General features: G+C 47.6%; 28 protein-coding genes and 1 other RNA gene. 11 read left to right on the top strand and 18 right to left on the bottom strand.

Going from position 1 to position 25,239, the window contains the following annotated elements:
- Positions 1–316 precede the first annotated feature (316 nt).
- From J1778_RS08350 to J1778_RS08375, 6 genes are read right to left on the bottom strand one after another with little or no spacing between them, the layout of a single operon-like run.
- Positions 317–2,647, bottom strand: a complete 2,331-nt coding sequence (locus J1778_RS08350) for a primase-helicase zinc-binding domain-containing protein (protein ID WP_217172776.1) — start codon at positions 2,645–2,647, stop codon at positions 317–319.
- 11 nt (positions 2,648–2,658) lie between these two features.
- Positions 2,659–3,000, bottom strand: a complete 342-nt coding sequence (locus tag J1778_RS08355) for a DUF5375 family protein (RefSeq protein ID WP_217172777.1) — start codon at positions 2,998–3,000, stop codon at positions 2,659–2,661.
- Positions 2,997–3,260, bottom strand: a complete 264-nt coding sequence (locus J1778_RS08360; RefSeq protein ID WP_120160895.1) for a hypothetical protein — start codon at positions 3,258–3,260, stop codon at positions 2,997–2,999. The genes J1778_RS08355 and J1778_RS08360 overlap by 4 nt, the downstream gene beginning before the upstream one ends.
- The gene (locus J1778_RS08365; RefSeq protein ID WP_217172778.1) at positions 3,257–3,781 is read right to left on the bottom strand and encodes a host cell division inhibitor Icd-like protein; all 525 of its coding nucleotides are present in this window, start codon (positions 3,779–3,781) and stop codon (positions 3,257–3,259) included. The genes J1778_RS08360 and J1778_RS08365 overlap by 4 nt, the downstream gene beginning before the upstream one ends.
- 13 nt (positions 3,782–3,794) lie before the next feature.
- Positions 3,795–4,025 carry a hypothetical protein gene (locus J1778_RS08370; RefSeq protein WP_217172779.1) on the bottom strand — a complete coding sequence of 77 codons (231 nt, stop codon included), beginning with the start codon at positions 4,023–4,025 and terminating at the stop codon, positions 3,795–3,797.
- Complete coding sequence (locus tag J1778_RS08375; RefSeq protein WP_217172780.1) at positions 4,022–4,282, bottom strand: helix-turn-helix transcriptional regulator; 261 nt, start codon at positions 4,280–4,282, stop codon at positions 4,022–4,024. Before J1778_RS08375 ends, J1778_RS08370 begins: the two co-directional genes overlap by 4 nt.
- A 567-nt stretch (positions 4,283–4,849) precedes the next feature.
- On the opposite strand from J1778_RS08375, the gene J1778_RS08380 reads away from it, so the two are divergent.
- Positions 4,850–5,638 carry a capsid protein gene (locus J1778_RS08380; protein ID WP_217172781.1) on the top strand — a complete coding sequence of 263 codons (789 nt, stop codon included), beginning with the start codon at positions 4,850–4,852 and terminating at the stop codon, positions 5,636–5,638.
- Between the two features lie 9 nt (positions 5,639–5,647).
- The gene (locus tag J1778_RS08385) at positions 5,648–5,821 is read left to right on the top strand and encodes an ogr/Delta-like zinc finger family protein (RefSeq protein WP_238484635.1); all 174 of its coding nucleotides are present in this window, start codon (positions 5,648–5,650) and stop codon (positions 5,819–5,821) included.
- A 300-nt stretch (positions 5,822–6,121) separates the two neighbouring features.
- Here the strand turns inward: J1778_RS08385 and J1778_RS08390 are convergent, their stop codons facing one another.
- The 5 genes from J1778_RS08390 to smpB all read right to left on the bottom strand — a co-directional run bounded on the left by J1778_RS08390 (position 6,122) and on the right by smpB (position 10,978).
- Positions 6,122–7,021: a hypothetical protein gene (locus J1778_RS08390; RefSeq protein ID WP_217172782.1), complete on the bottom strand. Its 900-nt coding sequence runs from the start codon at positions 7,019–7,021 to the stop codon at positions 6,122–6,124.
- Positions 7,018–8,688 carry an AAA family ATPase gene (locus J1778_RS08395; RefSeq protein WP_217172783.1) on the bottom strand — a complete coding sequence of 557 codons (1,671 nt, stop codon included), beginning with the start codon at positions 8,686–8,688 and terminating at the stop codon, positions 7,018–7,020. The genes J1778_RS08390 and J1778_RS08395 overlap by 4 nt, the downstream gene beginning before the upstream one ends.
- Entirely contained in the window at positions 8,685–9,890 is a 1,206-nt protein-coding gene (locus J1778_RS08400) for an integrase domain-containing protein (protein ID WP_217172784.1), read from the bottom strand. Before J1778_RS08400 ends, J1778_RS08395 begins: the two co-directional genes overlap by 4 nt.
- A gap of 192 nt (positions 9,891–10,082) precedes the next feature.
- Positions 10,083–10,446: a transfer-messenger RNA gene (ssrA, locus tag J1778_RS08405) on the bottom strand.
- Between the two features lie 49 nt (positions 10,447–10,495).
- Complete coding sequence (smpB, locus tag J1778_RS08410) at positions 10,496–10,978, bottom strand: SsrA-binding protein SmpB (RefSeq protein ID WP_217172785.1); 483 nt, start codon at positions 10,976–10,978, stop codon at positions 10,496–10,498.
- 156 nt (positions 10,979–11,134) lie between these two features.
- On the opposite strand from smpB, the gene J1778_RS08415 reads away from it, so the two are divergent.
- Entirely contained in the window at positions 11,135–11,569 is a 435-nt protein-coding gene (locus tag J1778_RS08415) for a type II toxin-antitoxin system RatA family toxin (protein ID WP_195823690.1), read from the top strand.
- Entirely contained in the window at positions 11,562–11,846 is a 285-nt protein-coding gene (locus tag J1778_RS08420; RefSeq protein WP_217172786.1) for an RnfH family protein, read from the top strand. Before J1778_RS08415 ends, J1778_RS08420 begins: the two co-directional genes overlap by 8 nt.
- 77 nt (positions 11,847–11,923) lie before the next feature.
- On the opposite strand, the gene bamE is transcribed toward J1778_RS08420, so the two are convergent.
- The 3 genes from bamE to nadK all read right to left on the bottom strand — a co-directional run bounded on the left by bamE (position 11,924) and on the right by nadK (position 15,017).
- Positions 11,924–12,268, bottom strand: coding sequence for an outer membrane protein assembly factor BamE (gene bamE / locus J1778_RS08425; RefSeq protein ID WP_120135278.1), 345 nt, complete (start codon positions 12,266–12,268; stop codon positions 11,924–11,926).
- A 112-nt stretch (positions 12,269–12,380) separates the two neighbouring features.
- Positions 12,381–14,042 carry a DNA repair protein RecN gene (recN, locus tag J1778_RS08430; protein WP_217172787.1) on the bottom strand — a complete coding sequence of 554 codons (1,662 nt, stop codon included), beginning with the start codon at positions 14,040–14,042 and terminating at the stop codon, positions 12,381–12,383.
- A gap of 96 nt (positions 14,043–14,138) precedes the next feature.
- Positions 14,139–15,017, bottom strand: coding sequence for an NAD(+) kinase (gene nadK, locus J1778_RS08435; RefSeq protein ID WP_217172788.1), 879 nt, complete (start codon positions 15,015–15,017; stop codon positions 14,139–14,141).
- Positions 15,018–15,154: 137 nt separating this feature from the next.
- On the opposite strand from nadK, the gene grpE reads away from it, so the two are divergent.
- Positions 15,155–15,742, top strand: coding sequence for a nucleotide exchange factor GrpE (gene grpE, locus J1778_RS08440; protein ID WP_217172789.1), 588 nt, complete (start codon positions 15,155–15,157; stop codon positions 15,740–15,742).
- A gap of 56 nt (positions 15,743–15,798) precedes the next feature.
- On the opposite strand, the gene ung is transcribed toward grpE, so the two are convergent.
- A complete protein-coding gene (gene ung / locus J1778_RS08445) occupies positions 15,799–16,485 on the bottom strand; it encodes a uracil-DNA glycosylase (protein WP_217172790.1) in 687 nt (228 codons plus the stop codon).
- Positions 16,486–16,822: 337 nt separating this feature from the next.
- Between ung and grcA the strand changes: the two genes are divergently transcribed.
- Complete coding sequence (grcA, locus tag J1778_RS08450) at positions 16,823–17,206, top strand: autonomous glycyl radical cofactor GrcA (protein ID WP_112288177.1); 384 nt, start codon at positions 16,823–16,825, stop codon at positions 17,204–17,206.
- A 95-nt stretch (positions 17,207–17,301) separates the two neighbouring features.
- Here the strand turns inward: grcA and srmB are convergent, their stop codons facing one another.
- Complete coding sequence (srmB, locus tag J1778_RS08455) at positions 17,302–18,627, bottom strand: ATP-dependent RNA helicase SrmB (protein WP_217172791.1); 1,326 nt, start codon at positions 18,625–18,627, stop codon at positions 17,302–17,304.
- 156 nt (positions 18,628–18,783) lie between these two features.
- On the opposite strand from srmB, the gene trmN reads away from it, so the two are divergent.
- Complete coding sequence (trmN, locus tag J1778_RS08460; RefSeq protein WP_420804070.1) at positions 18,784–19,530, top strand: tRNA(1)(Val) (adenine(37)-N(6))-methyltransferase TrmN; 747 nt, start codon at positions 18,784–18,786, stop codon at positions 19,528–19,530.
- A gap of 90 nt (positions 19,531–19,620) precedes the next feature.
- Here the strand turns inward: trmN and nadB are convergent, their stop codons facing one another.
- Positions 19,621–21,222, bottom strand: a complete 1,602-nt coding sequence (nadB, locus tag J1778_RS08465) for an L-aspartate oxidase (protein ID WP_217172792.1) — start codon at positions 21,220–21,222, stop codon at positions 19,621–19,623.
- A 214-nt stretch (positions 21,223–21,436) separates the two neighbouring features.
- On the opposite strand from nadB, the gene rpoE reads away from it, so the two are divergent.
- From rpoE to rseC, 4 genes are read left to right on the top strand one after another with little or no spacing between them, the layout of a single operon-like run.
- Complete coding sequence (gene rpoE / locus J1778_RS08470; protein WP_037040184.1) at positions 21,437–22,012, top strand: RNA polymerase sigma factor RpoE; 576 nt, start codon at positions 21,437–21,439, stop codon at positions 22,010–22,012.
- A gap of 30 nt (positions 22,013–22,042) precedes the next feature.
- Positions 22,043–22,690, top strand: coding sequence for an anti-sigma-E factor RseA (gene rseA, locus J1778_RS08475; RefSeq protein WP_112288182.1), 648 nt, complete (start codon positions 22,043–22,045; stop codon positions 22,688–22,690).
- Positions 22,690–23,640 carry a sigma-E factor regulatory protein RseB gene (gene rseB, locus J1778_RS08480; RefSeq protein WP_217172793.1) on the top strand — a complete coding sequence of 317 codons (951 nt, stop codon included), beginning with the start codon at positions 22,690–22,692 and terminating at the stop codon, positions 23,638–23,640. The genes rseA and rseB overlap by 1 nt, the downstream gene beginning before the upstream one ends.
- Positions 23,641–23,669: 29 nt before the next feature.
- A complete protein-coding gene (rseC, locus tag J1778_RS08485; RefSeq protein WP_217172794.1) occupies positions 23,670–24,146 on the top strand; it encodes a SoxR-reducing system protein RseC in 477 nt (158 codons plus the stop codon).
- A gap of 76 nt (positions 24,147–24,222) precedes the next feature.
- Here the strand turns inward: rseC and J1778_RS08490 are convergent, their stop codons facing one another.
- Positions 24,223–25,041 carry a DUF6585 family protein gene (locus tag J1778_RS08490; RefSeq protein WP_217172795.1) on the bottom strand — a complete coding sequence of 273 codons (819 nt, stop codon included), beginning with the start codon at positions 25,039–25,041 and terminating at the stop codon, positions 24,223–24,225.
- Between the last annotated feature and the right edge of the window lie 198 nt (positions 25,042–25,239).

A 25,239-nucleotide genomic window follows, 5' to 3' on the forward strand; every position in this document is an offset into this window, starting at 1 on the left:
TAAAAAACCAAAATGAATTCATAGATAATAGCTCACAAGAATATCAAAACAACTGAATGACTAGTGCTGATAAAGAACTCTAACTAAATAGAAAGTTCCTGGCACATACGCTATTTTACAAATTGGATCTCCTCCACTAATAAAAGATTTATGGACAAAACTGGTCACACTGTTCACTTTCGGTGTTTTTATATTAAATTTCAATTGATTAGGTGGTGATGGGTTGTCCTAAACTATCCATAACTCATCACTTGAAAGTGACCAGTTGCTATTTTGCTCATAAAAAAACCAGCCGAAGCCGGTTTTAGTTGAACTGCTAAGGTGTTCCGCACTTTGGCAACCAATCTACTTCGCAGTCTTCACTTAAGATCAGATTGGTTTGCACACCCTGATTGGTCTTTTTCTTCAAGAATTCAATTTCATACTCTTTCAACGTTTGCGGTACAGCCCGACCAAAGGCAGTCAGATTCATTGTACGTTGATGTCCCCGAGCCTCCATAAATGATAAATAGGCATGATAAAGATACCTACGCGGATTCGACGGATGAATATTCGCATTACCGATATAGAGGCCGTTAGGTGAAGTTACTGCAAGCAGGTAACCACAGAAATCTACCAACGGATCTGCACTGCGTTTTATCTCCAGTGCTTCATCGGAATTCTGCTGTGCCTGTAACAGCTCGCGTGCATCACTGGGAACGGCAAAACGTTGCATCAGATGGCGGACAATGACGGCGAGCTCCTGACCTATTTTCTCTATTAGCTGCGGATCCCGTTCATTGGCGGGTATCACCTCAGGGAAAGTGATAATTACCCGCCGGCGCGATACGCCGCCGCTGCGGTCACTGAACTGCATAGGGTTGTTGTTCACCGCCAGGATCACCGCCGGAATATGTGTTGAGTAAGCATCACGATATTTCGGATCAATCGCCACAGCATCGCCGCCAGTGATGGCTTTAATTCCTGCGCCGTCGCCGCTCCATTTCTCCTGGTCTGGTAACACAATCAGTGAGTATCCCACCACAGAAGCACGCTCGCGCGCGGATTCCAAAGTCTCGATGCTGGCGGAGGTGGTATTATCCTCCCCCGCAAGCATGCGGGCAATGGATGCCATTACGCTTTTACCGCTGCCCCCTGGTCCTGTCACTTCAAGGAACAGTTGCCAGTCATAACGGTTTGCCAGAACCATGAAAAGCGCGGCGAGTATGCGCTCTTGTTTTTCACTTTGCTGATTTGCAGCCCGTGTTAACCATTGCCAGAAGTTAGGGGCATGCTCTGCAAGGTTTTCACCGGCTTTAGGTTGTGTGTAATCAACACTGTTTACGGTTCGCAGCCAGTTGTTTGGACTATGAGGATTAAAATGTCCTGTGACGGTATCAAATACCCCATTGCGGAACCCTATCAATCTTCTCGCCGGTTTCCCTGTTTGAGGCACCATCAGCTTCAAGGTATCAATAATCCCGCTAATACCAGGTGCAGAGAAGGGGGCGCGGATCTTTTGAAATAAAGCGGCGATCTCTCGGCTGAGAATGCCGTGGGGCAATACCTGCCACGCGCCATTCTCATAGCGGCAGAGATCCTCTCCCACCTGCGGCACAGCTAATCGTTGTTCATAATGGGTTATTAATAGTTCCGCTTTCTCGCTTGCGCTCATGGATTTAAGGTCTGCGTCACTGACCGTATCGAAAGGACTCTGTGGAGATTTCTGAGTAAAAGCACGGAGCTGTTCCAGCGCTTTGTCACGACCTTCCTGCATGAATACATCGTTCCAGTCACCAGCGACCAAGGGGATCGCAACCTTTCCGCTTGCCAGATTTGCGGCTTCTTTCGCTTTCTTCTGCCCTGTGCCGTTCTCATCATTATCTGCCGCCATAAGCAGCACTGCGTCAGGGTATTTCTCCCGAAGGCACTCAGCCAGATGAGGGAAGTTATTGGCACTCAGTGCCACATACACGGTTTCACCCGTCAGCGCATGTATTGTCAGACCGGTTGCATAGCCTTCTGCCATCCAGATAACGGTGTTGTCGTTCCCTTCAAAATGATGAGCGGCGCTGGTAACCTGTCCACCCGCAAGCATGCGTTTAGCTCCTGATCCGTTAATGAGCTGGGCGTTGACCAGGTTACCTGACAAATCATAAAGCGGAATGATCAGGTCACCCGCCGCGAAATCTAAGCCGCCTACGCGCAGGCCGTTGCCCTGTAACGTCAGCACTTCCTTATCCTGCCAGCCTTTATTCTTCATATAGGCATTGCCTGCCGCTTTGCTGGCGGAGTTCACCAGTGCTTTCGCCTTTACTGCTGCCCTTTGGCGGGCATGGTCTTTTTGTTTTTGTGCAGCGGCCTCGTCGTGATGAACTGCAAGAGGCTGAGCCTCTCCCAGAATCTCAGCCACTTTCACGGCGGCTTCTTTCGTGGTGATATCCAGTGTTTTAGCAACCAGATTTAATCCATCACCGGCACCGCAGTGGTTACATATCCAGGTGCCTCTTCCTGCCTGATTATCGAAGCGAAAGCGGTCTTTGCCCCCGCAAACAGGGCAGGCGCAATGATGCCCGTGAGGGGCAACGTTTATACCCAGCGCGGGCAGAAGCTGAGGCCAGCGCCCTGTCGCGGCGCTCACGGTGTTTTGAACAATCATTTGTGTCATGTGCGCCTCTGTTAGTGCAGCGTGGTTTCAGGAGTGGTGTGAAGACAAGGCCGGAACAGCTCGTCCATCATGGATTCTCCGAGCGGTGTCAGGCGGGGTTTCGCTACCAGAATATCGGGCTGCACCATATCGCGGAGCATGGCGCAGGCGATGTCCATACCCAGCTTTGCGCCGTGCTGGCGGACGTAGTAACTTTCGACTTCCTTCGCGATGGTCATTTGCAGTTCATCAAGCGAGTAGCCGGTTTCAACGCCGTAGGCGGTACAGGCATCGAGATAAGCCTGTGCCAGGGCGCGCCGGTAGAGGGCGGTGAGCACTTCAACCGGCAGGCAGGATTGCTGAGTCGTATTCATTCGTAGACATCCTCCATTTGCGTTTTGATGGCGGTCTCGCAGGTGTCTACCACTTTGCCGAGCTGGTCAGTCAGCAGCGCAACAACGGAGGCCATGGAATTCAGCTGATCGCCGCTGGGTACATGCCCGAACGTGTCCTGAGTATCAAGCATGTCGAGGAACATCACGCCGACGTTGTGCGCGTGTTGCAGGCGCAGGAAATCAGCATGCGGGATAGGATAATGGGTGTTGGGGAAATAGAAGGACGCGAGCTTGTTCATGCGGCCTCCTGAGCGGGCAGGCGACCGGCAAAGCACAGCACATAGTTGCGGGCAAACAGGCGACGGGCAGAATGTTCACTGTCGGCGGTGGAGCGCAGCATGCAGACCGGCGCTTTAGGTTCAGCACGGCGAACGGCGGCGAACAGGAACGTAAATTTAGGGTGTGGCGTGGTGAGGGTTGTAGCCATGGTGGCAGCCTCCATTGAGTAATGGTTATTGCTACCACCGAAGTTTCCACGCTTATGGGTGGTAGCCCAGACGGGGGTGGAAATACCGGCCTCAATGAATACCGGCCAGCCCGAAGGCTGCCCCGCCTGAGCTACCATTGTTTGATAAGCACAGCGGTTAAGAAACCACTGTGCAAAAAACAGGTGCGCTGAGGCATCGACATAAAAAAACACGCCAGGCGCGTGTTGTGTCGCCATTGAGTTGCTCGGGTTTCCACGCCCGGCTGCCGATTTTGCGGCAGCACAAAAACTATAGAGCAGGGGCTCGCCAGAGAAAAGCCTTTTTTGAAGCATTAGCCGTTTCTCCTTAGCAATCGGTCAGGACTTGATCGGACTGCTGCGGATTTGATCGGAAGTGTGAATCATCCTCTGAACTAACGCCTTCGGCTGCTACAGATAACACGCCCAGGGTATTGCTGGTAAACGCAGGCAAAGGGTTCTTTCTGCCGCAGGCGGCAGCTATCAGGCCTTCAGCCAGATAGGCCGCCTCTTGTGTATTGAGCTGAATATTATGATGACCGACAGAAAGTGAAATCATTGCATGGTCTCCTGAGTGCGTGCGGCGATGCGGTCATTCATCCAGCCCTCAATCTCCGAGGCCAGCCAGGCCACGTTCTTGCCGCCGAGAGAAATCTGGGCGGGAAATTGCTGACGGCTGATTAAGTCGTAAAGGGTGGAGCGGGAAAGGCCAGTGGTGTGGATCACTTCCGGCAGTCGCATAAAGCGATCGCGCGGGTAAGCCGGTGGCATAACAAGGGCAGAAGAAGGGGGCGTATTTTGAGCGGTGGAGAGCATGGTGCTACCTCATATTTGTATCCGGCTGGACGCGACCAGTACCGGCTGTTTCGTTAAGGAGCCCCCTATTGTGAGAATATTTTTGCGTTTAGCAACAAGCGGTTGCCGCTAAAACTTTTAGAAGAGAGTGCTTGTTTTTTCCTGGTGACATCAGGTGACACCAGACGAAATGCCAACTAATGCCAATAGATGCCATTGTTGCCAGGTTGGTTGTTTAATGAACACAAATCAAGCTATTTTAACGATTGGTTATGTGCTTATTAATAGGAAAAAAGATTAATTTATTTTTGGCTAGCCAGAAAAAGGGCTTTTGTAGAAGTGAACACTAGTGAACAGTGGGTGAATACCTATATGTTAGGTGTTCACTGTTTAACTTAATGATTTTACTATTTTTTATTTTAGAGTGAACAGTAGTGAATAGTATTTATAGAAATATAAACTCTCTTTACTTTCCTGCTTCACCTTCCCGCCCGTTGTACCAGCCCTGAGCAAACGCCATCGAATAGAAATGTTGTGCCAGCCTCCCCACAATACCCTCACATTGACAACACATATCTGAGGTATGCCATGAAATCTGACTCAACCAAAACCGTCGCCACGGTTATCAACGACGTATTAGAAGTTAAAACCGGCCAGGGAGAAAAAGAAACATCAGGAAGCGTCGGTAGCAATATCATCCAGCTCTTCACTGAGAAAAAGTCTAAGTACGAGCAGAAGAAAATTGTTCTTGATGAGGTTGAAAGCTCAATCAGTCGCTGTTTGCAGGAAAAAGAAAATGCGACGAAAGAAATCAAGGAGAACGAGGAAAGCTGGCGATCACGTTTTCGTAAATCACGCGGGGCAATGACTGATGAGCTGAAGAACGCTCACAGCCAGCGGTTAATTCAGGAAGGGCTTGCCAGAGAGTTTGATGATCTGATTGAAGAACTGGAGCTTGAAAAGCAATCGGCAATGTTGGGCTGTGCCAGCGCGGGACAAGCGTTGATTAGCGCACACCGCATCGCCTTGAATACCTATGCTGACAATCAGTTGCAACTTGCGATGAAAAATCTCAGTCCCACCATCGTGCGGGCGGTGAAATTAAAGCTCCTGGCGTTATCCACCGTCAGCGTGCAGGAAATGCAATCGGCTTATTACAGCGAACCGGATAAAGTTGTCAGCGTAGAAATTGGCAATGCGCTTGTTGGTGCCGCGCACTCAGCTCAGTTCAATATGAAGATTGAACCCGTTCTTGAGGAAATCGGGATTTATCCTCCAAAGTTGAACGGCGTGGACATGGCACTGGTACAGAGCCCTGCCAGAAGACATGTTCTTGCACAGAAACTCAAAAAAATAACTGCTTCAAATAAGGAATAATGACAAATGATGCGCTGCCCGCTTTGCAGCTCTGTCTCTCATATTCGTACAAGCCGTTATATCACCGAGCAGACAAAGGAGTCCTATTATCAGTGCACCAGACTGGAATGTTCATGCGCATTTAAAACAAATGAAAGCGTCAGTAAAATCGTTAAAAGAGAAAATCTAAAACAGAAGATATAAATTTCAGAACGTTTCAATTCCACAAAAAATAATCTCAAGTGCCGCTTTCGAATAAGGCGGCATTTTTTATGAATGCGGTGCAAAACCATCCCTCCTGACAGCCTTTTCTCTGGCTAGCCTGTCCTTGTAAGCTCTGCATGCATAGGGCGCATGGTTTTGCATGCAATTGGGAGTGCTCAAAATGGCTCAAAACCCTTGCTACACTGGCTTTCAGGGGCATTTCTTAATGCATTAAAACCACTGAGCTAAGTCAGCAGCGGGCAGGCGGGGAGAATTGCGCGCGCGGGGCTTGATTCTGATTCATTGCAATTTATCCAGTGTACTGTTGTAAATCCAATGATTAATTTTTATTTTAAATAAGGAAAATCGTATAATATATTCCCAATCATAATTAATATTGCTGTTTTTAGTAATTAAATTATCAATGAGAGTATCATAAGCTTGAACAGATATTTGGTTAGAGTTGTGAAGGGTTTTATATAATCTCAATTGCTTCGCATTTCTCCAAAATGAATTACTTATCATTTCTTGATGTAACAATCCTATTCTTATTTTTTTTAAGTGGAAATTAATATGTTTTCTTACAATGCTGGTCAGTTTGTTGTTAGCAATGACGACGAAACTCATATCAACATTTGGAAATGGATTTTCTTTAAATATGATTACTATCGGTGGTTCATCTGGTAATAATGAGTCATAATTATCATAATAAGGGTTGATGATTCTTTTCCATTTTCCAAAAGATTTTTTAATGCCCTTGTCCTTATTGCAATCACCACAGCAAGGTATAAGGTTCGCAGGTAAAAAAGAGAATTGAGGTAATAGAGCTTTATTATAATAATGGTCTAATGTTCTACAGGGTGATACGCCGCAATAAGGACATAAGATTCCGTTATTAACATAACAATCTCTTATTTTTTTTATAAAATCTGTCTTTCTTCTAACGCTTGGGTTATTGTATATCCACTCGAGTTGTACTTTAAATTTAGAAAAGTCAACTCTTCCATTATGAGATAGCCGCTTGTTTTGTGACATTTCATTGTGGTAATTTATAATTTCGTCTAACCACTCTTGTTTTCTTGTACTAAGAGCTGATATCCCAATAGGTTCAATTAGTGAAGTTATTTCATCTATGGTTAATATTAAATCTATGCTTTGTTCAATTTCTTCTAATTCAGCTGGTTTAGTAAGAGTTCTCACTTTGATTTAACCTCCATTATTATTTTGTTGATTAACTCAGAAGGTAGGTGTGAATAATTATTTAGTATCTCATTAATACTCTTATTCTCTGCTATTTTAGAAATCTCTTCTCGGAAAATAGCATTTGAATGAAGGTCTCCAAAGATATCAATCATTATTTGATGAGTATCTGCTCCAAATGTTTCTATATTTGGTTTTTTAAATTTAGTAACATTTCCGTTTCTATTCAAAATTGTCACTTGCGTTGAAGGTATTTCTCTCAAAACTAGTGCCGAATGGGTAGAAATGATGGCGACAGAATTTGCATCTCTTAATATATTAATGATTGAATTTATGAAGTGAGTCAAGAGACTAGGGTGCAAGTAATTCTCTGGTTCTTCTATAATAACGAGGCTATTGGACTCAATAATTGAAATTAATGAAAACATACAAGACATAAATGCTATCTGGCCGGAACTTAATTCAAAAATATCATTATTTTTATAAAATACAATCTCTCCAAGAGGTAAAATATATTCTATTTCAGATCCAGTAATTAAGTCTAAATTACCATTCAGATTTACAAGTTTGTAACGATCAATTAAGTTTGAGAAACTTGATGATTTTATTTCCGCGAGGTTGGTTTTAATGCCTATTGAGAAGCCTGGGATAATTGTTTGAGTTACACGATCTAATAATTCACTTTGCTTAAAAAAACCTTCCTTTGTTAAGTCTCTATCTTTAATTATTTCCATAAGAGATTGTAAGGTTAACTTTTTCCCGCGAGAAAATAAGTTATTGAAGTATTTTTTAGAAGTAAGTGATACAAAATGATAGTTATTTGTTTTGGACTTATCCCTTGATATTTTCTGTGGGCGATAGCATTCATCATTTATCGTATTGGACAGTGTTATTATTCTGCTAAATACCTCATCTCTACTATATACTTCATGACCAAAAGTTAAGTAATCTTTTACTATTCTTCGTAATAAGTATGTTTTACCGCTGCCGTTTTTACCTATAAACACGTGGAGAGGTATTTTTATATCCTCTGGATTTGAAAAATTTAACTTATATTTTTTATTCTCAGAGTTTAATATTGTCAAATGTTCTGGAGATTGCATTTGAAATATTACCCCATCGTCGTGTTTTAATTGTTTATATCCGTGTTCAAATGCGTAATGGCTTGAGGTATTATGCATTAGTAGTTTAAAGAGGAGCTTGTCCGAATATTTTTTTATAACTCGAGTTGATTTTTTTAGATTATAAATAGTTCCCATGTCTTTTATTAATGATAAGAAAGTTAAGGACGTATCGCTACTCATGTTTGTATTTATATAGCGGTATGATTCTTCATCATTAATTTGACTTAAATGATCATAGTTCATTTTGGAACTTAAATCCCGCAAAGAGAAATTCCCTGAGCTAAGAATTTCTAATATTTTATACTCTGTATTGTCATCACCGATCAAAAGCATTGTGAGAATGTTTTTATTTTTCTCTTTTTGATAAGTCATATTTCTTTGTGCAATGAAGTTGAAACTCATAAATATCTTAAGGACGAAAATATTTTTTTTGTTGAAAGTGTTTTTTGCTTTGGTTACATCAAGCACTTCTAAGTATATTTTTCTATTGTTATTGACAAATGTAGGCTCTGACCCAAAAATGATATCTTCAAGTACAATCATTTAACTATCCTTTTATCTGAATAAACATACTCTCCCCACCAATCCATTAAATCAACTCTTTGTTTTAGATAGATTGAACGGTTGTAGGCTTTCCTAACTTCATTTTTATCACTATGAGCTAAAGCAGCTTCAATCACATCTGCATTAAAACCTGCCTCATTCATTGCTGTGCTGGCTATAGAACGCAGGCCATGAGCAACAAGCTTCCCACCATATCCAATACGCTTCAAAGCGGCATTTGCTGTTTGACTATTCATCGGCTTTCTTGGGTCATTTCGACTAGGGAAAACGTACTGACGATTACCACTAATTAGACGCATGATCTCTAATAATTCTAAAGCTTGCTCTGAGAGCGGGACGATATGATCACGCTTTGCCTTCATGCGTTCTGCCGGAATACACCATTGCTTATTCTCTATATCAATCTCTGACCAGGCTGTTGCCGATGCTTCTGCAGGGCGTATTAGCGTCAGTAACTGCCATTCAAGCAGGCAGCGGGTTGGTATTGATAAATTGCTCATAGAAATCGTGCGCATTAGCTTAGGCAGTTCTTCGGGGCGTATTGTGGGCATGTGTTGCTTCTTCGGGCGCTCGAAAGCATTACCAATACCTGAAGCTGGGTTTGCCTCAATCAGTCCAACATTCACCGCATAAATCATTATCTCGTTGATGCGCTGAACCAACCGCCTGACCGTCTCTAATGCTCCGCGTGCTTTGATTGGTTCCAACACTTGGATCAAAGTGCGTGCTTTCAGCTCCTGAACAGGAACATTTTCAATACTGGGCAGGATGTCTTTCTCAATGGAACGCCAGATATCTTTAGCGTGGTCTGCGCTAACGTGACTTTGCTTCAGCTCGAACCATTTACGGGCAACATTTACGAAAATGCTTTCCTGAGCGATTTGCAGCTTCTCAGCTTCTTCGCCAGCTCTTGCTTGTGGGTCTATTCCTTTGACTAACATCGCAAGCTTCTCTGCACGCACTTCTCTGGCATCAGCCAGTGAAAGTGCAGGATAAGCGCCAAAGCTGATCATTGTGCGTTTTGAAGTGTTAGGAACCTGGTAGCGAAAGCGCCAAATTTTTTTGCCGGTAGTTTTGACCAGGAGAAAGAGTCCGTCACCGTCATGCAAGGTGAGGTCTTTATCGGTGGCTTTGGCTTTTTGTACTTCGGTGTGGGTGAGGGGGCGTGTAGTCCGCGCCATGCAAGGATCTTCCCTAATTGGTATACGTTTATTGGTATATATCTTAGCGTATACCAATTCGTATACCAATAGACGCCGGTTTCAGGCGGATCTTCTCGGACTTCTACAGACACAAAAAAGCCCGCAAACCTAGAAGGGATGCGGGCTTTCAGGACTTCTCCGGACTTATCTGGTAATAACCGGATCATTATTTGGTGGAGCTGGGGGGATTTGAACCCCCGTCCGAAATTACTACACCGTCGGCACTACATGCTTAGTCCAATCTTTACATTCGCCGGTTAGCTGCGGATGGACACGCCACTAACAAACTATCCTGATTGGGTTTAACGCTTTCACCCCAGGCAAGGTGTCCACGCGATCTCTTTTGGGTTTGACCTCTCTTGATCCCCGTCCTAAGAGCGGAGGCTAGGGAGAGAGGGCTCTAAGCAGGGTATTAAGCTGCTAGGGCGTAGTTTTCGTCGTTTGCGACTATTTTTTTGCGGCTTTTTACGAGGCAAACCGCCCCTCGGCATGCTCCTTGGGCTTCGCAAATCCCGTCGAATCCAGAATCAGCCCCAAGTACTGTTACGCAGTATACCAGAAAAAGAACACGCTAAGCCAGAGACTTAGCGGTTTGAGTTCTTCATGATACGTGCTTTGTCTACTTTCCATTCACGATCTTTAATGTCATCGCGCTTGTCGTGCTCTTTCTTACCTTTAGCCAGGCCGATCTTCACTTTTGACCAGGCATTTTTCCAGTACAAAGACAGCGCCACGACGGTGTAACCATCACGACTGACTTTTCCGAAAAGCGTTTCTAACTCCCGCTTCTTCAGCAGTAATTTTCTTGTACGGGTTGGGTCGCAGACGATATGACTCGACGCCACGTTAAGAGGTTGAATGGTTGCGCCGAATAAAAAGGCTTCACCGTCGCGGAATGTGACATAGCTGTCAGAGATGTTTGCTTTACCAGCACGCATCGATTTGACTTCCCATCCCTGCAAAGCAAGCCCCGCCTCGATTTCATCTTCAATGAAATATTCATGGCGAGCGCGTTTGTTCATCGCGATAGTCGCGGAACCGGGTTTATGTGCTTTTTTCTTTGTCATAGTGATACTTATTATACTGTAAGCGATGCCGATTGAAATCCCCACGCTGTCAGAGTGGGGTGTTTTTCCTGTTTGTGGCGACCTGTGCTTCGTAGTTTTCATTACCGCGCGGATAAATGGTATTATCTGTACGTTTTATGACACCTGGAAAATGATATGCCACAGATAAGTCGTTCTGCGCTTGTACCCTTCAGCGTGGAGCAGATGTACACCCTGGTTAATGATGTCGATGCCTATCCGCAGTTTCTGCCCGGTTGTACCGGCAGCCGCATTTTAGAAAACAGCGATACGTCCATGACCGCCGCCGTTGATGTTTCGAAAGCGGGGATCAGTAAGACTTTTACAACCAAAAATACGTTAATCAGCAATAAGCGCATTGATATGCAGCTGGTTGATGGTCCTTTCCGCAAACTGACCGGAGGCTGGGATTTCATCGAACTCAGCCCGGAAGCTTGCAAAGTTCAGCTTAGCCTCGATTTCGAATTTACCAATAAACTGATTGAGTTAGCATTCGGGAAAATCTTTAAAGAACTGGCAGGGAGTATGGTTCAGGCGTTCACGCTGCGCGCAAAAGAGGTCTACAGTGTCTGAGATCTGCGTTGAAGTGGTTTATGCACTGCCGGAGCGTCAGTATCTGCGCACGGTAAAACTGCAAGAAGGGAGCAGCGTGGAGCAGGCAGTTAAGGCTTCCGGTTTGCTTGAGTTACGCAGTGATATCGATTTAAAACAGAATAAGTTGGGTATCTACAGCCGGCCGGTGAAACTTGCCGATACGGTGAATGACGGAGATCGTGTCGAGATTTACCGGCCATTAATTGCTGACCCGAAAGAGTTGCGGCGGATACGCGCCGAACGTTCTAAAAAATAAGGCGCCTCAGGCGCCTTATTTTTTTACCCTGAAAGATGATTTTTGGTGTTCACCAGAGACCATCACACCGGGGCGATTTACTTTTGATCGCTCAACTTCGGTTTGTTGTCGATATTTGTCAGTTCACCCGCCTGGTTGAAGGTCAGCGTCAATGTTTGCTGTGTTATACCTTCGTGGCCTGGCTCCTGACGGAACACGTAATACCAAACATCACTGCCAAACGGGTCGTGCAGCATCGGCGTGCCAAGAACATAAGCAACTTGTTGTTTAGTCATACCGGTATGAATTTTTTGAACATCCGCAGGAGATAAGTAATTCCCCTGGTTGATATCAGGCCGATAAACCACCTTTTCCAGAGTGGAACAGCCCGCAGTAAGCATTACAAGAGCTACAGCGGCGGCAGTTAGCGTTTTACAGCGCATAGTCATTACATTCCTTTAGGGCATAAGATGCCGATGATAATAGACCTTTCATCAGTTTGAAACCTTTGCGGGGCACCTGTATGACCGCTTAAATGTAAAAAAGTTGAGCTTTTTACGCAGCGAGCAGCTCTTTTGCATTGGCCAGCGTGTTTCGGGTGACTTCACTTCCGCCCAGCAGACGCGCCAGTTCCTGCAAACGCGCCTTTTTATCAAGCCGGTTCATTTGCGTTTCTGTCACTTCGCCGTCGGTTTCTTTGCTGACAAAATAATGCTGATGTCCGCAACCTGCAACCTGAGGTAGGTGAGTAACGCACATAACTTGCGTTGATTCACCCAACTGGCGCAGCAACCGGCCAACAATGGCTGCAGTTGGGCCGCTGATGCCGACGTCAACTTCATCGAAGATAAGCGCCGGAGTTTCCATTTTTTGCGCCGTAATCACCTGTATTGCCAGCGCAATTCGGGATAGCTCACCACCGGAGGCCACTTTGGCCAGTGCCTGAAGCGGTTGTCCCGGGTTGGTGGTGACCTGGAATTCAAGACGATCAGCCCCTTCCATGTTCAGATGTTCCGGTTCGAACTGCACCTGAATATTGAATTTACCGTGCGGCATGGAAAGTGCCTGCATGCTTTGGGTGATCAGGTGTGTGAGTTCATCGGCGAAGTACTGACGTTTTTCGTGCAGCTGTTCAGCAATAGTTACGGCTTGCTGATAATGACGCTGTACCGCTTCGCTCAGTTCTGCCTGATTGGTTTCCTGATCATCCAGTGCCTGTTGTTCTTCAAGCAGCTGGCGATGCAATTCTGGCAGCTCTTCTGCGCTGACATGATGCTTGCGCGCAAGATTCATCTGGCGGGACAGGCGCTGTTCCAGCTCGTATAAGCGGTTTGGATCCATATCCAGACGTTCACTGTAGTGGCGCAGTTCATCGCTGGCTTCGCTGACCTGAATGGAGGCATCGTCGAGCATGACGATCAGATCGTTCATTCTGCTGTCGAGCTCAGCAAGTTCAGTCAGCTGATTACGTGCGGTATAAAGCAAACTTACGATGTTTTGCTCTTCGCCATCGGCCAGAAGATACAGCGCGCTTTGGCTTAGTGAAAGCAGTTGCCCGCTGTTTGCCAGACGTTTGTATTCTTCATCGATTTGTTCGTACTCACCTGCCTGAGGAGCGAATTCGTTCAGTTCTTTCAACTGATACTGCAACAACTGGCGGCGCGACTCGCGCTCGCTGACTTGCTGCTGATATTGCGCCAGCTGCCGGCAGCTCTGATGCCAGTTTTGGTAAGCTTTACGCATTTCAGCCAACAGCAAGGGCTGATCAGAATAAGCATCGAGCAGATCTTTCTGATGCTCAGGTTTGAGCAGAAGCTGATGGGCGTGTTGTCCATGTATTTGGATCAGGTGCTGACCCAGTTCACGAAGCTGTGAAAGCGGAACGGGTGTACCGTTGATAAACCCGCGGGAACGGCCATCGCTGCTGATAGTGCGACGCAGGAGACAATCCAGCCCTTCGTCAAGCTGGTTTTCCGCCAGCCAGTGTTTTGCGGAAGGTGTATCAGCCAGCGTGAAACGCGCACAGATATCTGCACGACTGGCCCCCAGACGCACCATGCTGCCGTCTGCGCGACTGCCAAGGCAAAGCCCGAGCGCATCGATAGCGATGGACTTACCGGCACCGGTTTCACCGGTGATTGCCGTCATACCGGCATGAAAATCGATTTCTAATTCGCGGACAATGGCAAAGTTACTGATGGTTAATTGCGCCAGCATGATCACCTTCCTGTACATAACAACAGACCTGTAATTACATACAGTATAAACTGGTTTTATATACAGTAAAGGGGCTGGCGAATTATTTTTATCAGATTAGAACAGTTTTTTGGACCACCCGAGTTTTGTGCTTAATGTATTGAAATAACTGTAGTCTTTCGGATGGATCAGATTCAGATGGAAGTCGCTGCGGCGGATAACCACTTCTTCACCCGGCTGGATCGGCAGGGCAATCTGGCTGTCACAGCTGATTTCCAGGTCATTACTCATGTGTGAGAACCGCAAACAAATCGTACTGCTGCTGTTAATGACCAGCGGGCGCGCAGAAAGTGTGTGCGGGAACATCGGCACCAGCGCGATAGCTTCTAATGTCGGCGTCAGGATTGGACCGCCGCCAGATAACGAATACGCGGTTGAGCCGGTTGGTGTCGAAATAATCAGACCGTCGGAACGCTGGGAGAAAGCGAATTTGTCGTCAATATAGACTTCAAATTCAATCATGTGCGCGACTTTCCCCGGATGAAGGACGACTTCATTGATGGCGGTGCTTACACGACATTGCTGGTCTTTGCAGCGTACCATCGCCTCCAGCAGGAAACGTTGTTCGCTGATGTATTCGCCTTGCAGAACGTCATCGAGTTGCTGCAAAGCGTTATCAGGATCCAGATCGGTCAGAAAACCGAGGTTGCCACGGTTGATGCCGATGACTTTGATGTCATAGCGTGCCAGAACGCGTGCGGCGCCCAGCATGTTACCGTCGCCGCCGACAACAACGGCCAAATCAGCCAGTTTGCCGATTTCTGCCAGACTGCCTGTGGTGGCATCTTCCAGTGCTAAATCTTGCGCCACCTGTCGCTCAACAATAACCTGATAACCTTTTGAGATTAACCAGTGGTAAAGCATTTCATGGGTGGCAAGTGCCGAAGGATGGCGAGGGTGTCCGACAATCCCAATGCACTCAAATTTTTTATTCATCGCTGTGGTTATCCTCAGCAGGTTGTGATGACTCCTGCATTATGACCGGTTTCATTAAAAACCAAACCTTGAAACCCCGGTTTTGATCCCCATAATAAGCCAAGTAGCAAGATTAATGCTAAAACGCGGAGAGATTCATGAGTAGTAAAGAACATAAGACACCTGACGAGCAAGTCTCTGAAGAACTGAATCAGGAACAAGAGCTGCAAGCGGAAGCGGAAACCCAGGCGGCAGATGTCGTTGACCCGCGCGATGAACGTATTGCTGAATTGGAAGCACAGCTGAAAGAACTCCAGCAGCGTGAGCGTGACAGCCTGTTGCGTGCGAAAGCGGAAGTGGAAAACATCCGTCGTCGTACCGAACTGGATATCGAGAAAGCACATAAATTCGCTCTGGAGAAATTCTCCGGTGAGCTGCTGCCTGTTATCGATAATCTGGAACGTGCTTTGGATCTGGCTGATAAATCCAATTCAGAACTGGCAGGTTTGATTGAAGGCGTCGAGCTGACCCTGAAATCTCTGCTGGATGCCGTGCGTAAGTTCGGTATGGAAGTCGTGGGCGACATCCACGTGCCTTTCAATCCGGAACTGCACCAGGCGATGACGATGATGGAATCCGAAGAGCTGGAACCTAATCACGTGATGATGGTGATGCAGAAAGGTTATACGCTGAATGGCCGTCTGTTACGCCCGGCAATGGTTGCGGTTTCCAAAGCCAAAGCCTAATTCTGTTTTTAGCAGACTGATAAAACAAAAGAGGCACCTTCGCGGGTGCCTCTTTTTTATGCCTGTTCGGGTAATACAGGCACCCAGTCAATGGGTGCCAATCCCTGTTGTTCCAGTAAGGCATTCGCCTGCGAGAAGTGTTTACATCCGAGGAAACCGCGATGTGCTGAAAGCGGAGAAGGGTGCGGCGCTGTCAAAACATGATGGCGGTGGCGGTCGATAATATTACCTTTCTTTTGCGCGTGAGAGCCCCACAGCAAAAAGACAATCCCTTCACGATTTTCGTTCAGCGCGGCAATGACTTTGTCGGTAAAGGTTTCCCAGCCCAGTTTGGCATGTGAATGCGCCTGACCGCCTTCGACGGTCAAAACGGTATTCAGCAACAGCACGCCCTGATCAGCCCAGCTCTGCAAATAGCCGTGAGCAGGTCTTTCGAAGCCTGGAATATCAGTAGCCAGTTCTTTATACATGTTCACTAAAGATGGTGGGGCAGGGATCCCCGGGCGTACAGAAAAGGATAATCCGTGAGCCTGATTGGGGCCATGGTAAGGATCCTGCCCGAGGATCACCACTTTGACGTCTGCCAGCTCGGTGGAGCGGAAGGCATTAAACACATCATGCTGCGGAGGATAAATAGTTTTACCGGCCGCGCGTTCTGCCGCGACAAACTTCAATGTATCAACGAAGTAGGGTTGTTCTTTTTCCTGACCAATCACGTCATGCCAGGTGAGAGTAGTGGACATTGACGCTCTCCTTTTGAAGGTAATTTTAAACTGGCAGTAGCTTACCTGCTCATCCTGTTGAGTGAAACCCGCGTGAGCTTTTGCTGAGGCATATCTGCAACTTAACGTTCTATGCAAAATTTGTTGATAATTTACAAAAATAATTTAATCAGGTGCCTTGGAAAAATTGATATAAAACATAAATATGCCGTAGGTCAGAAATACCCACATGGAAAAGATTGATATTTATCAAAGAATGCAGGGTGCTCTGCTGTTATATCTGACAACAGGAAATCAGGTTGTAGTTCGACCTGACATCAATCGATTAACAGTATCGTAGCCAACTTGGAGGCAACATATGATCACCGGGATCCAAATTACTAAAACCGACAACGAAGCGCTGAAAAACTCTTTCTGGCTGCTCGACGATGAAAAAGCAGAAGCTCGCTGTGTGTGTGCAAAAGCGGGTTTTGCGGAAGACCAGATTGTAGCTGTAAGCGATCTTGGCAAGTTTGAATATCGTGAAGTGCCAATGGAAGTTCAGCCTACTGTGCGCGTGGAAGGTGGTCAGCACCTGAACGTTAACGTACTGCGTCGCGAAACGCTGGAAGATGCGGTTAAACATCCTGAAAAATACCCACAGCTGACTATTCGTGTGTCTGGCTATGCGGTACGTTTCAATTCACTGACTGCTGAACAGCAGCGTGATGTGATTACCCGTACTTTCACTGAAAGTCTGTAATCGCTGCCAGGCCTTTCAGGCTCCGCTGATTTACGGATATAAAAAAACCGCCTTTCGGGGCGGTTTTTCTTTGCATCAAATTAGCCAGTGGCTTCTTAAGAAGCGTCTTTTGCCGCGTCAGGTTTAACGCGGCGTTTGCCGACGTTTTTGCTGTCACGATGGCGAACTTTCACTTTCACCTTCGATTTTTCCTGCGCAGCTTTCTGCTTCTCTTTACGTTTCGCCAGTACTTTCTTCGATGGCTTACCGGTCACTTTCTCGCTTGGTGCTTTGGTTTTCGGACGGAATTCGTCCAGCACGCGCGGTTTCAGCGGTTCATTGAGATAACGACCAATTTTACCGAGCAGCAGATGGTCATGTGCTTCCACGAAGGAAATCGCGGTACCTTTGCGGCCAGCACGACCGGTACGGCCGATGCGGTGCAGATAGATATCAGCGGTCAGTGGCAGGTCAAAGTTGAAGACGTGGCTGATGTCGTTGATATCCAGACCGCGCGCGGCGATGTCGGTGGCAACCAGCACGTTAACGCGATCTTCGACCATACGTTTAACCGCTTCGGTACGCTTAACCTGCACCATTTCGCCTTCGAGATAGCAGGAATTAATTCCTGCCTCGCGCAACCAGGCTACCAGCTCATGTACACGCTCGCGCTTACGCACGAAGATCACCGATTTAGTGACGTCTTCCTGCTTCAGCAAATGGATCAGCATCTGGGTCTTATGCGCCAGGTCATCGGCACGGTAATACCATTGCAGGATTTTTTTGCGTTCGCGGCGTGATGGGTCGGCTTCGATTTCTACCGGCTCAGTCAGAATGCGCTCTGCAAATTCACGGATGGCTTCCCCTTCCAGCGTTGCGGAGAACAACAACGTCTGTTTGCGCCAGCGTGCTTCGGCAGAAATTGTTTCGATGTCCTGAGCAAAACCCATATCCAGCATGCGGTCGGCTTCGTCGAGGATCAACGTTTCGATTGCGCGGCAGTCGAAGTTTTCTTCTTTAATGTATTGCAGCAAACGACCCGTTGTCGCGACAACAATATCCTGGTTTTCGCTGAACACTTCGGCATGGTTCATATACGCCACACCGCCGGTGATAGTCGCGATATCCAGTTCGGTATGTTTGGCTAACTCACGCGCCTGTTCAGCAACCTGCATGGCAAGTTCACGGGTTGGCGTGAGGATCAGAATTCGTGGCGGACCAGATTTCTTACGCGGGAAATCCAGCAAATGCTGCAATGCAGGCAGCAGGAATGCCGCTGTTTTGCCGGTGCCGGTAGGAGCCGAACCCAACACATCGCGTCCGTCCATTGCTGGCGGAATGGCCTCTGCCTGAATGACAGTAGGACGGCTATAGCCTTTGTCGCCAAGGGCTTCAATCAGGCGTTCATCGAGTTCGAGTTCGGAAAAAGTGGTTACAGTCATGGTCTACCTCTACTTGGGGCGCCGATTATAGACGTGTTAGACGCGATCTTCACCTATTTAAGCGGATTACGTGGCTTTTACTCTGCTTCTCTTTGCCCTATGCTACGACAGTTTTCGTTCCCGGCCCTGCTGGCTGGCGTTATTACGGTGAAATGAGTGACAAAAGAAGTCAGTTCCGCACAGCCTTTACGGCGTAATGGATTTACCTTTAAACAGTTTTTTGTCGCGCACGACCGTTGCGCGATGAAAGTCGGCACTGACGGTGTTCTGTTGGGTGCGACTGCGCCGGTCAGTCAGGCACGGCGTGTCCTTGATATTGGCTGTGGCAGCGGTCTGATTGCGATGATGCTGGCACAGCGCAGCGAATCTCATACTTTTATCGATGCCGTAGAACTGGAACCAGCGGCTGCCGGACAGGCAGCTGAAAACTTCCGTGAATCTGTCTGGGCGCAAAGATTGTCAGTCCATGCGCAGGATATTAATGAGTACGCGCAAAAACATCCTGCTCAGTATGATCTGATTGTCAGCAATCCGCCTTATTTTGAATCGGCCGTTGCCTGCCGTGATGAAGCCCGTAATGCGGCCCGTTACACAGAAACTCTGACACATGAGGCATTACTGGAATGTGCGCAAAAGCTGATCGCGCCGGAAGGGCTGTTCAGCGTTGTTCTGCCTTATGACATCGGTCTGGCGTTTGAAGCTCTGGCTCACCAGAAAGGTTGGTTCAGTGCGTGGCGAATGGCGGTCCGCGATCGGCCGGGTAAACCGCTTAACCGTTTACTGCTGACATTATCAAGACAATCTGTTGAACGGACAGATGAGGAACTGGCGCTGCGAAAAGCGGAAGGCGTTTACAGTGAAGAATTTTGTGCGCTGATCACTGATTTTTATCTGAACTATTAATGAGGTGAAGCAAACGGAGTGAAGCATTCGAAAAGTGCGATCCTTCGCACTCTCCCGATGCTTTTGCTTCAAATACTCTTGCTACACATTCTATGGCTGCAAAATCGTGGGCTGCGGGTTTTCCTGTAAATCCGGATAATCGAGCGTGAAATGCAGGCCGCGACTTTCTTTGCGCTCCAGCGCGCTGCGAACGATAAGTTCCGCCACCAGTACCAGATTTCTCAATTCCAGCAGATTATTGGAAATACGGAAGTTGGCGTAGTACTCGTCAATTTCCTGTTGCAGCGTCATGATGCGGCGCAGCGCGCGCTCAAGACGTTTCGTTGTGCGCACAATCCCAACGTAGTCCCACATAAACAGGCGCAACTCATGCCAGTTATGCTGAATGACAACCTGCTCATCGGAATTGTCCACCCGGCTTTCATCCCACTGCGGAATGTTTTTCGCCAGTTTGGCATGAGGCAAACGCTTAATAATGTCTTCCGCTGCAGACCAGCCATACACCACGCATTCCAGCAGTGAGTTAGAAGCCAGACGGTTAGCGCCATGCAGACCGGTATAGCTGACTTCGCCTATGGCATACAAACCGTCGAGATCGGTGCGCCCATGCTGATCAACCATCACACCGCCGCAGGTGTAATGCGCAGCCGGCACAATCGGGATGGGTTGTGTGGTCAGATCGATGCCCAGCGATTGCAGCTTTTCATCAATCATCGGAAAATGATGCTTAATGAATTCCGGCGGCCGATGGCTGATATCGAGATACATGCAGTCCGCGCCGAGACGTTTCATTTCATGGTCAATAGCTCGCGCAACGACATCACGCGGAGCCAGTTCGCCTCGTTCATCGAAATCCGGCATAAAGCGGGTGCCATCGGGACGTTTGAGCAGGGCGCCTTCGCCACGCAAGGCTTCGGTCAGCAGGAAGTTACGCGCCTGAGGATGATAAAGGCAGGTCGGGTGGAACTGATTGAATTCCAGATTGGCAACACGACAACCGGCACGCCACGCCATGGCGACGCCATCGCCGGAAGAGATATCCGGGTTGGTGGTGTACTGATACACCTTAGCAGCACCGCCTGTGGCCAGAACCACGGCTTTGGCGCGCAGTGTTTCAACATGCTCTTTATCGCGGTTCCAGACATAGGCGCCAACGACGCGCTGCGTGCCCGGTAATCCGAGTTTGCTTGAGGTAATTAAATCAACGGCATTATAGCGTTCTTTCACGCAAATATTGGCGTGTGCCCTTGCTTTCCCCACCAGCGTAGTCTCTACTTCTTTACCTGTAGCATCAGCAGCATGCAGGATCCTACGGTGGCTGTGACCCCCTTCGCGTGTCAGATGATAACGCTCTTCTGAACTCGCGTTGGTTTCGGTATCAAACAGGACGCCCTGGTCGATCAACCACTGCACACAATGACGTGCGTTACTGGCGATAAATTCAACAGCTTCTTTATCGCATAAGCCTGCGCCGGCAATTAATGTGTCATCAACATGTGAGGCAATGCTGTCTGCTTCGTCGAAAACGGCGGCAATCCCGCCCTGGGCGTAAAATGTAGAGCCTTCGTTGAGAGGGCCTTTACTGAGAACAGTGACGTGACAGTGGTCTGCAAGTCGCAAAGCCAAAGAAAGGCCCGCAGCGCCACTTCCGATTATCAATACATCGCTAACAAATTCAGATGAAGGTTGCATAACGTATGATGTTTGCAGAAGAAGAGGGAAATTCATGTTAGCCTAAACCTCCGTGCAAAAGCCACGGGCTTAAGGCTTCAATAGAAAAAACAATGGCGATGTGGAACTTATGGTTCCATGTGAACTCCAAGCAGTACTTGCTCAGGAATATAATGATGAAAGCTGGCAGTACGATTCTAAGCGCGGAGAAGGTTTTGGGGAGATTTTACCTCGGATGAGCGAGCAGTTAGCCGATCAAGTTCTGGTTGAGCGGGTCCAGAAGGGTGATCAAAAATCGTTCAATTTACTGGTTATTCGTTACCAGCATAAGGTAGCGAGCCTTGTATCCCGCTACGTGCCACAAGGCGATGTGCCTGATGTGGTTCAGGAATCTTTTATCAAAGCGTATCGCGCGCTGGAATCTTTCCGCGGCGACAGTGCTTTTTATACCTGGCTGTATCGTATAGCAGTTAACACAGCCAAAAATTATCTGGTCGCTCAGGGGCGTCGTCCGCCATCCAGTGATGTCGATGCGAACGAAGCCGAGAATTTCGAAAGTGGCGGTGCCCTGAAAGAAATTTCGAACCCTGAGAACTTAATGTTGTCTGAAGAATTACGGCAGATAGTTTTCCGTACTATTGAAGCGCTTCCTGAAGATCTTCGCATGGCGATCACCTTAAGGGAGTTAGATGGATTGAGCTACGAAGAAATAGCCGCCATCATGGATTGTCCGGTGGGTACGGTAAGATCCCGTATATTCCGTGCCCGGGAAGCAATTGATAACAAGGTTCAACCGCTCATCCAGCGTTAGAGATGACGGACACAGGAAGGGTACTTAGGCATGCAGAAAGAAAAGCTTTCCGCTCTGATGGATGGTGAAGCCATTGATTCTGAACTGTTAAGTTCTTTATCAACAGATTCTAAGCTTCAGCAAGACTGGCAGAGTTATCATTTGATCCGCGATACCTTACGCGGTGATATTGGGAATGTGGTGCATCTGGATATCGCAGACCGTGTGGCCGCAGCGCTGGCAAACGAGCCGGTTAAACTGGTGCCGGGTTCTGCAACAGAATCGCAGCCTCAGCCTCATACCTGGCAAAAAATGCCTTTCTGGCAGAAGGTGCGCCCTTGGGCGAGCCAGCTGACTCAGGTTGGTGTGGCTGCTTGCGTATCGCTGGCCGTGATCGTCGGTGTGCAGCACTATAACCAACCTGACGCATCGGGCGCTTCTCCGGAAACGCCGGCATTTAATACCTTGCCAATGATGGGTAAAGCCTCTCCGGTCAGCTTCGGCGTGCCAAATGAAGGCAATACCACCAGCGGGCAACAAAATGTGCAGGAGCAACGTAAGCGTATCAATGCTATGTTGCAGGATTACGAACTGCAACGCCGCTTGCATTCTGAGCAGCTCCAGCTCGAACCTGTTACTCCACAGCAAGCCGCTGTTCAGGTCCCAGGAACTCAGTCTTTAGGAACGCAAACGCAGTAATGAAGCAATTTTGGTTTGCCGCTTGTTTAGTGACGGGCAGCCTGCTTACTCCAAGTATCGCCTCGGCAGATCCCACTTCCGAGGCGTTATTACAAGGGATGGGCAAAGCCAGTCAGTCGCTGAATTATGAAATGGGTTTTATCAACATCACGAAGCAAGGGATTGATTCCTTTCGCTATCGTCATGCTGTTTCTGATCAATCCTCGCTCGCTCAACTGGTACTGATGGATGGTCCGCGCCGTGAAATTGTCCAGCGCGGAAAAGACATCAGCTACTTCGAGACCGGGCTTCAGCCTTTTACTCTGGATGGCGATCATATTGTTGATTCGCTGCCTTCCATTGTATTCAGCGATTTCTCCCTGCTGTCAAAATACTATGATTTCATCGCCGTAGGTCGCGCGCGTGCTGCAGACCGTCTGAGCCAGGTGATCCGCGTGGTTTCGCGTGATGGCACAAGGTTCAGCTATGTTATCTGGGTTGATGAGCAGACGAAGTTACCGATGCGTGTCGACTTATTAGACCGGGACGGTGAAACGCTGGAACAGTTCCGGGTCATCAGTTTTTATGATGGTCAGCAGGTCGTCGACGTTCTTGCTGATCTCGAGAAAGCCAGTTTGCCTCCGGTACTTTCCTTGCCTGCTTCTGAGCAGGTAAAGTTTGGCTGGCAGGTGAAATGGCTTCCGGCGGGCGTAGCTGAAGTCGCGAGCAGTCGCAGAAACTTGCCAAATATGCCAGTCACGATAGAATCCCGGTTGTACACTGATGGATTGTTCAGCTTCTCTGTCAATATCAGTGCAACCACAAATGGTCCTTCTGAACAGTTGATCAGACAAGGGCGCAGAACCGTACAAACGGAAGTTCGTAACGGGAATGAGATTACTGTCGTCGGTGAATTGCCGCCTTCCACCGCAAAACGTATTGCTGACAGTATTGTTTTCTCTGCAAAATGAGTTTTGGCTAAAAAAATCCGGGTGATTTTATGATGAAAGAATGGGCCACTGTGGTGTCGTGGCAAAACGGTATTGCATCACTGCGCTGTGAAACGCAGTCGGGTTGCAGTAGCTGCCATTCACGTTCAGGTTGTGGTGCCCGGGTGCTGAATGAACTTGGACCACAGACTGGCCACAATCTTCAGGTCAGCTTTGCTGAGCCGCTGGAGCCGGGTCAAAAAGTTGAACTGGGAATACCTGAGGGCAGTTTGTTGCGTTCTGCATTTCTGGTCTATATGACACCGCTTTTTGGGGTGATTGCCGGAGGCGGAATACTGCAGGCTCTGTTTAAAGCAGACATGTACGCAGTGATCGGTGCCGTGCTGGGTGGCGGATTGGGCTTTATCATTGCCAAAGCACTGGCCGCAAAAGTCGACGGAAAATCCGGTTATCAGCCGGTGGTTTTGCAAGTGGGATTACCTCCCAATGCATTTCGTTATTCAGCTGATAACGAGCTTCCTTTGTAATATCTGCTTTCGTCACACATCAGATTGATGCAAAAGCGAATTGAATGCCACTGACTCAGCCGGGTCAGTGGCATTTTTAATTTCTGACCGGTATCCGGTTTTGAATCATATGCTCAATCAGGGCGATGAAAAGATCGGCACTTGAGAGTGAAGTATAGGCAACGGAGAACAAAATCCGGCCATGTTTATCGAGCAATCTGATTAATGGGCTGTTACTCCCCCCGCTGATAAACTGAATGTCTTCTACCGGTATTGTTTTCCCTTCATCGGTGGTCAGCATCAGGGCACTCAATCGGATCCTTTTCTCGTTCATTGTCAGAAGGTTAGAGCCGATAAACCGTTTCAGTCCGCAGTGCGAATTTACCATGCAGGTAAAAAGAATGTCTCCGCCCTGTGCCAGGGTATTTAATGCCCAGGGACCACGAAACATCAGTTGCTCATTTTTAATAACATCAATCAGGCGTTCTGAATTAGCAATGTTCGGCGTAATCCGGTGCCATGTTTTGCTATTCTCCTCACGGAACATCATCGTATTTAAAATACGACGAGTATATTTACCCGTTCTGAAACGGTATATATCCGAGATCCTGTCGAACGGAATAAACCGGTTCTTTTTATCGAGCTGGCTTATAACCAAAATACCATTTTCATGAAGCTGATAGACCTGGTTCGGTCGAATCAAACGCCTCAATAAAATAAGTACGACACCGAGCGCGATACTCAGCAGGGCAGATACCACCACACTGTGCAGCCCGTCAGCGGTATGGCCGAAGGCGAGGAAGAAAGCGATTTGCACGGCACCGCCGACCAGTAAAAGCACTGACAGGACCAGAGTGATCCAAGAGTTGGCTTTGGCAAAGCCATGCTGACTGAGCAGCCGCCCTTCATTGATCATATTGATAACCTTGTGACCGGATTGAATTAAAATAAAAAATGAATAAGGAAGAATGAGAATTAAAACTTTGTGGACTGAAATAATGTATTTTCTTTTATAACAATATATTAGGTTCTGGAGGGCAAATTTGTATATGGGGATTTTCCTAAAACCAGCCTGTACCAGAAAACAAAGAGAAAATGTCAGAAAAAGGGAAAG

The organism is Rahnella bonaserana (genome assembly GCF_019049675.1).
Classification (GTDB): Bacteria; Pseudomonadota; Gammaproteobacteria; order Enterobacterales; family Enterobacteriaceae; genus Rahnella; species Rahnella bonaserana.

Bases quoted from the DNA above. Each gene is read 5' to 3' on its own strand.
- J1778_RS08385 (WP_238484635.1), top strand. From the start codon at position 5,648: ATGCGCTGCCCGCTTTGCAGCTCTGTCTCTCATATTCGTACAAGCCGT.
- J1778_RS08360 (WP_120160895.1), bottom strand. From the start codon at position 3,260: ATGAACAAGCTCGCGTCCTTCTATTTCCCCAACACCCATTATCCTATC.
- rseB (WP_217172793.1), top strand. From the start codon at position 22,690: ATGAAGCAATTTTGGTTTGCCGCTTGTTTAGTGACGGGCAGCCTGCTT.
- nadK (WP_217172788.1), bottom strand. From the start codon at position 15,017: ATGAATAAAAAATTTGAGTGCATTGGGATTGTCGGACACCCTCGCCAT.
- J1778_RS08355 (WP_217172777.1), bottom strand. From the start codon at position 3,000: ATGAATACGACTCAGCAATCCTGCCTGCCGGTTGAAGTGCTCACCGCC.
- J1778_RS08400 (WP_217172784.1), bottom strand. From the start codon at position 9,890: ATGGCGCGGACTACACGCCCCCTCACCCACACCGAAGTACAAAAAGCC.
- rpoE (WP_037040184.1), top strand. From the start codon at position 21,437: ATGAGCGAGCAGTTAGCCGATCAAGTTCTGGTTGAGCGGGTCCAGAAG.
- ung (WP_217172790.1), bottom strand. From the start codon at position 16,485: ATGTCCACTACTCTCACCTGGCATGACGTGATTGGTCAGGAAAAAGAA.
- smpB (WP_217172785.1), bottom strand. From the start codon at position 10,978: ATGACAAAGAAAAAAGCACATAAACCCGGTTCCGCGACTATCGCGATG.
- recN (WP_217172787.1), bottom strand. From the start codon at position 14,042: ATGCTGGCGCAATTAACCATCAGTAACTTTGCCATTGTCCGCGAATTA.
- J1778_RS08380 (WP_217172781.1), top strand. From the start codon at position 4,850: ATGAAATCTGACTCAACCAAAACCGTCGCCACGGTTATCAACGACGTA.
- J1778_RS08375 (WP_217172780.1), bottom strand. From the start codon at position 4,282: ATGCTCTCCACCGCTCAAAATACGCCCCCTTCTTCTGCCCTTGTTATG.
- bamE (WP_120135278.1), bottom strand. From the start codon at position 12,268: ATGCGCTGTAAAACGCTAACTGCCGCCGCTGTAGCTCTTGTAATGCTT.
- nadB (WP_217172792.1), bottom strand. From the start codon at position 21,222: ATGCAACCTTCATCTGAATTTGTTAGCGATGTATTGATAATCGGAAGT.
- rseC (WP_217172794.1), top strand. From the start codon at position 23,670: ATGATGAAAGAATGGGCCACTGTGGTGTCGTGGCAAAACGGTATTGCA.
- grpE (WP_217172789.1), top strand. From the start codon at position 15,155: ATGAGTAGTAAAGAACATAAGACACCTGACGAGCAAGTCTCTGAAGAA.
- rseA (WP_112288182.1), top strand. From the start codon at position 22,043: ATGCAGAAAGAAAAGCTTTCCGCTCTGATGGATGGTGAAGCCATTGAT.
- J1778_RS08395 (WP_217172783.1), bottom strand. From the start codon at position 8,688: ATGATTGTACTTGAAGATATCATTTTTGGGTCAGAGCCTACATTTGTC.
- srmB (WP_217172791.1), bottom strand. From the start codon at position 18,627: ATGACTGTAACCACTTTTTCCGAACTCGAACTCGATGAACGCCTGATT.
- J1778_RS08370 (WP_217172779.1), bottom strand. From the start codon at position 4,025: ATGATTTCACTTTCTGTCGGTCATCATAATATTCAGCTCAATACACAA.
- J1778_RS08365 (WP_217172778.1), bottom strand. From the start codon at position 3,781: ATGCTTCAAAAAAGGCTTTTCTCTGGCGAGCCCCTGCTCTATAGTTTT.
- grcA (WP_112288177.1), top strand. From the start codon at position 16,823: ATGATCACCGGGATCCAAATTACTAAAACCGACAACGAAGCGCTGAAA.
- J1778_RS08350 (WP_217172776.1), bottom strand. From the start codon at position 2,647: ATGACACAAATGATTGTTCAAAACACCGTGAGCGCCGCGACAGGGCGC.
- J1778_RS08490 (WP_217172795.1), bottom strand. From the start codon at position 25,041: ATGATCAATGAAGGGCGGCTGCTCAGTCAGCATGGCTTTGCCAAAGCC.
- J1778_RS08415 (WP_195823690.1), top strand. From the start codon at position 11,135: ATGCCACAGATAAGTCGTTCTGCGCTTGTACCCTTCAGCGTGGAGCAG.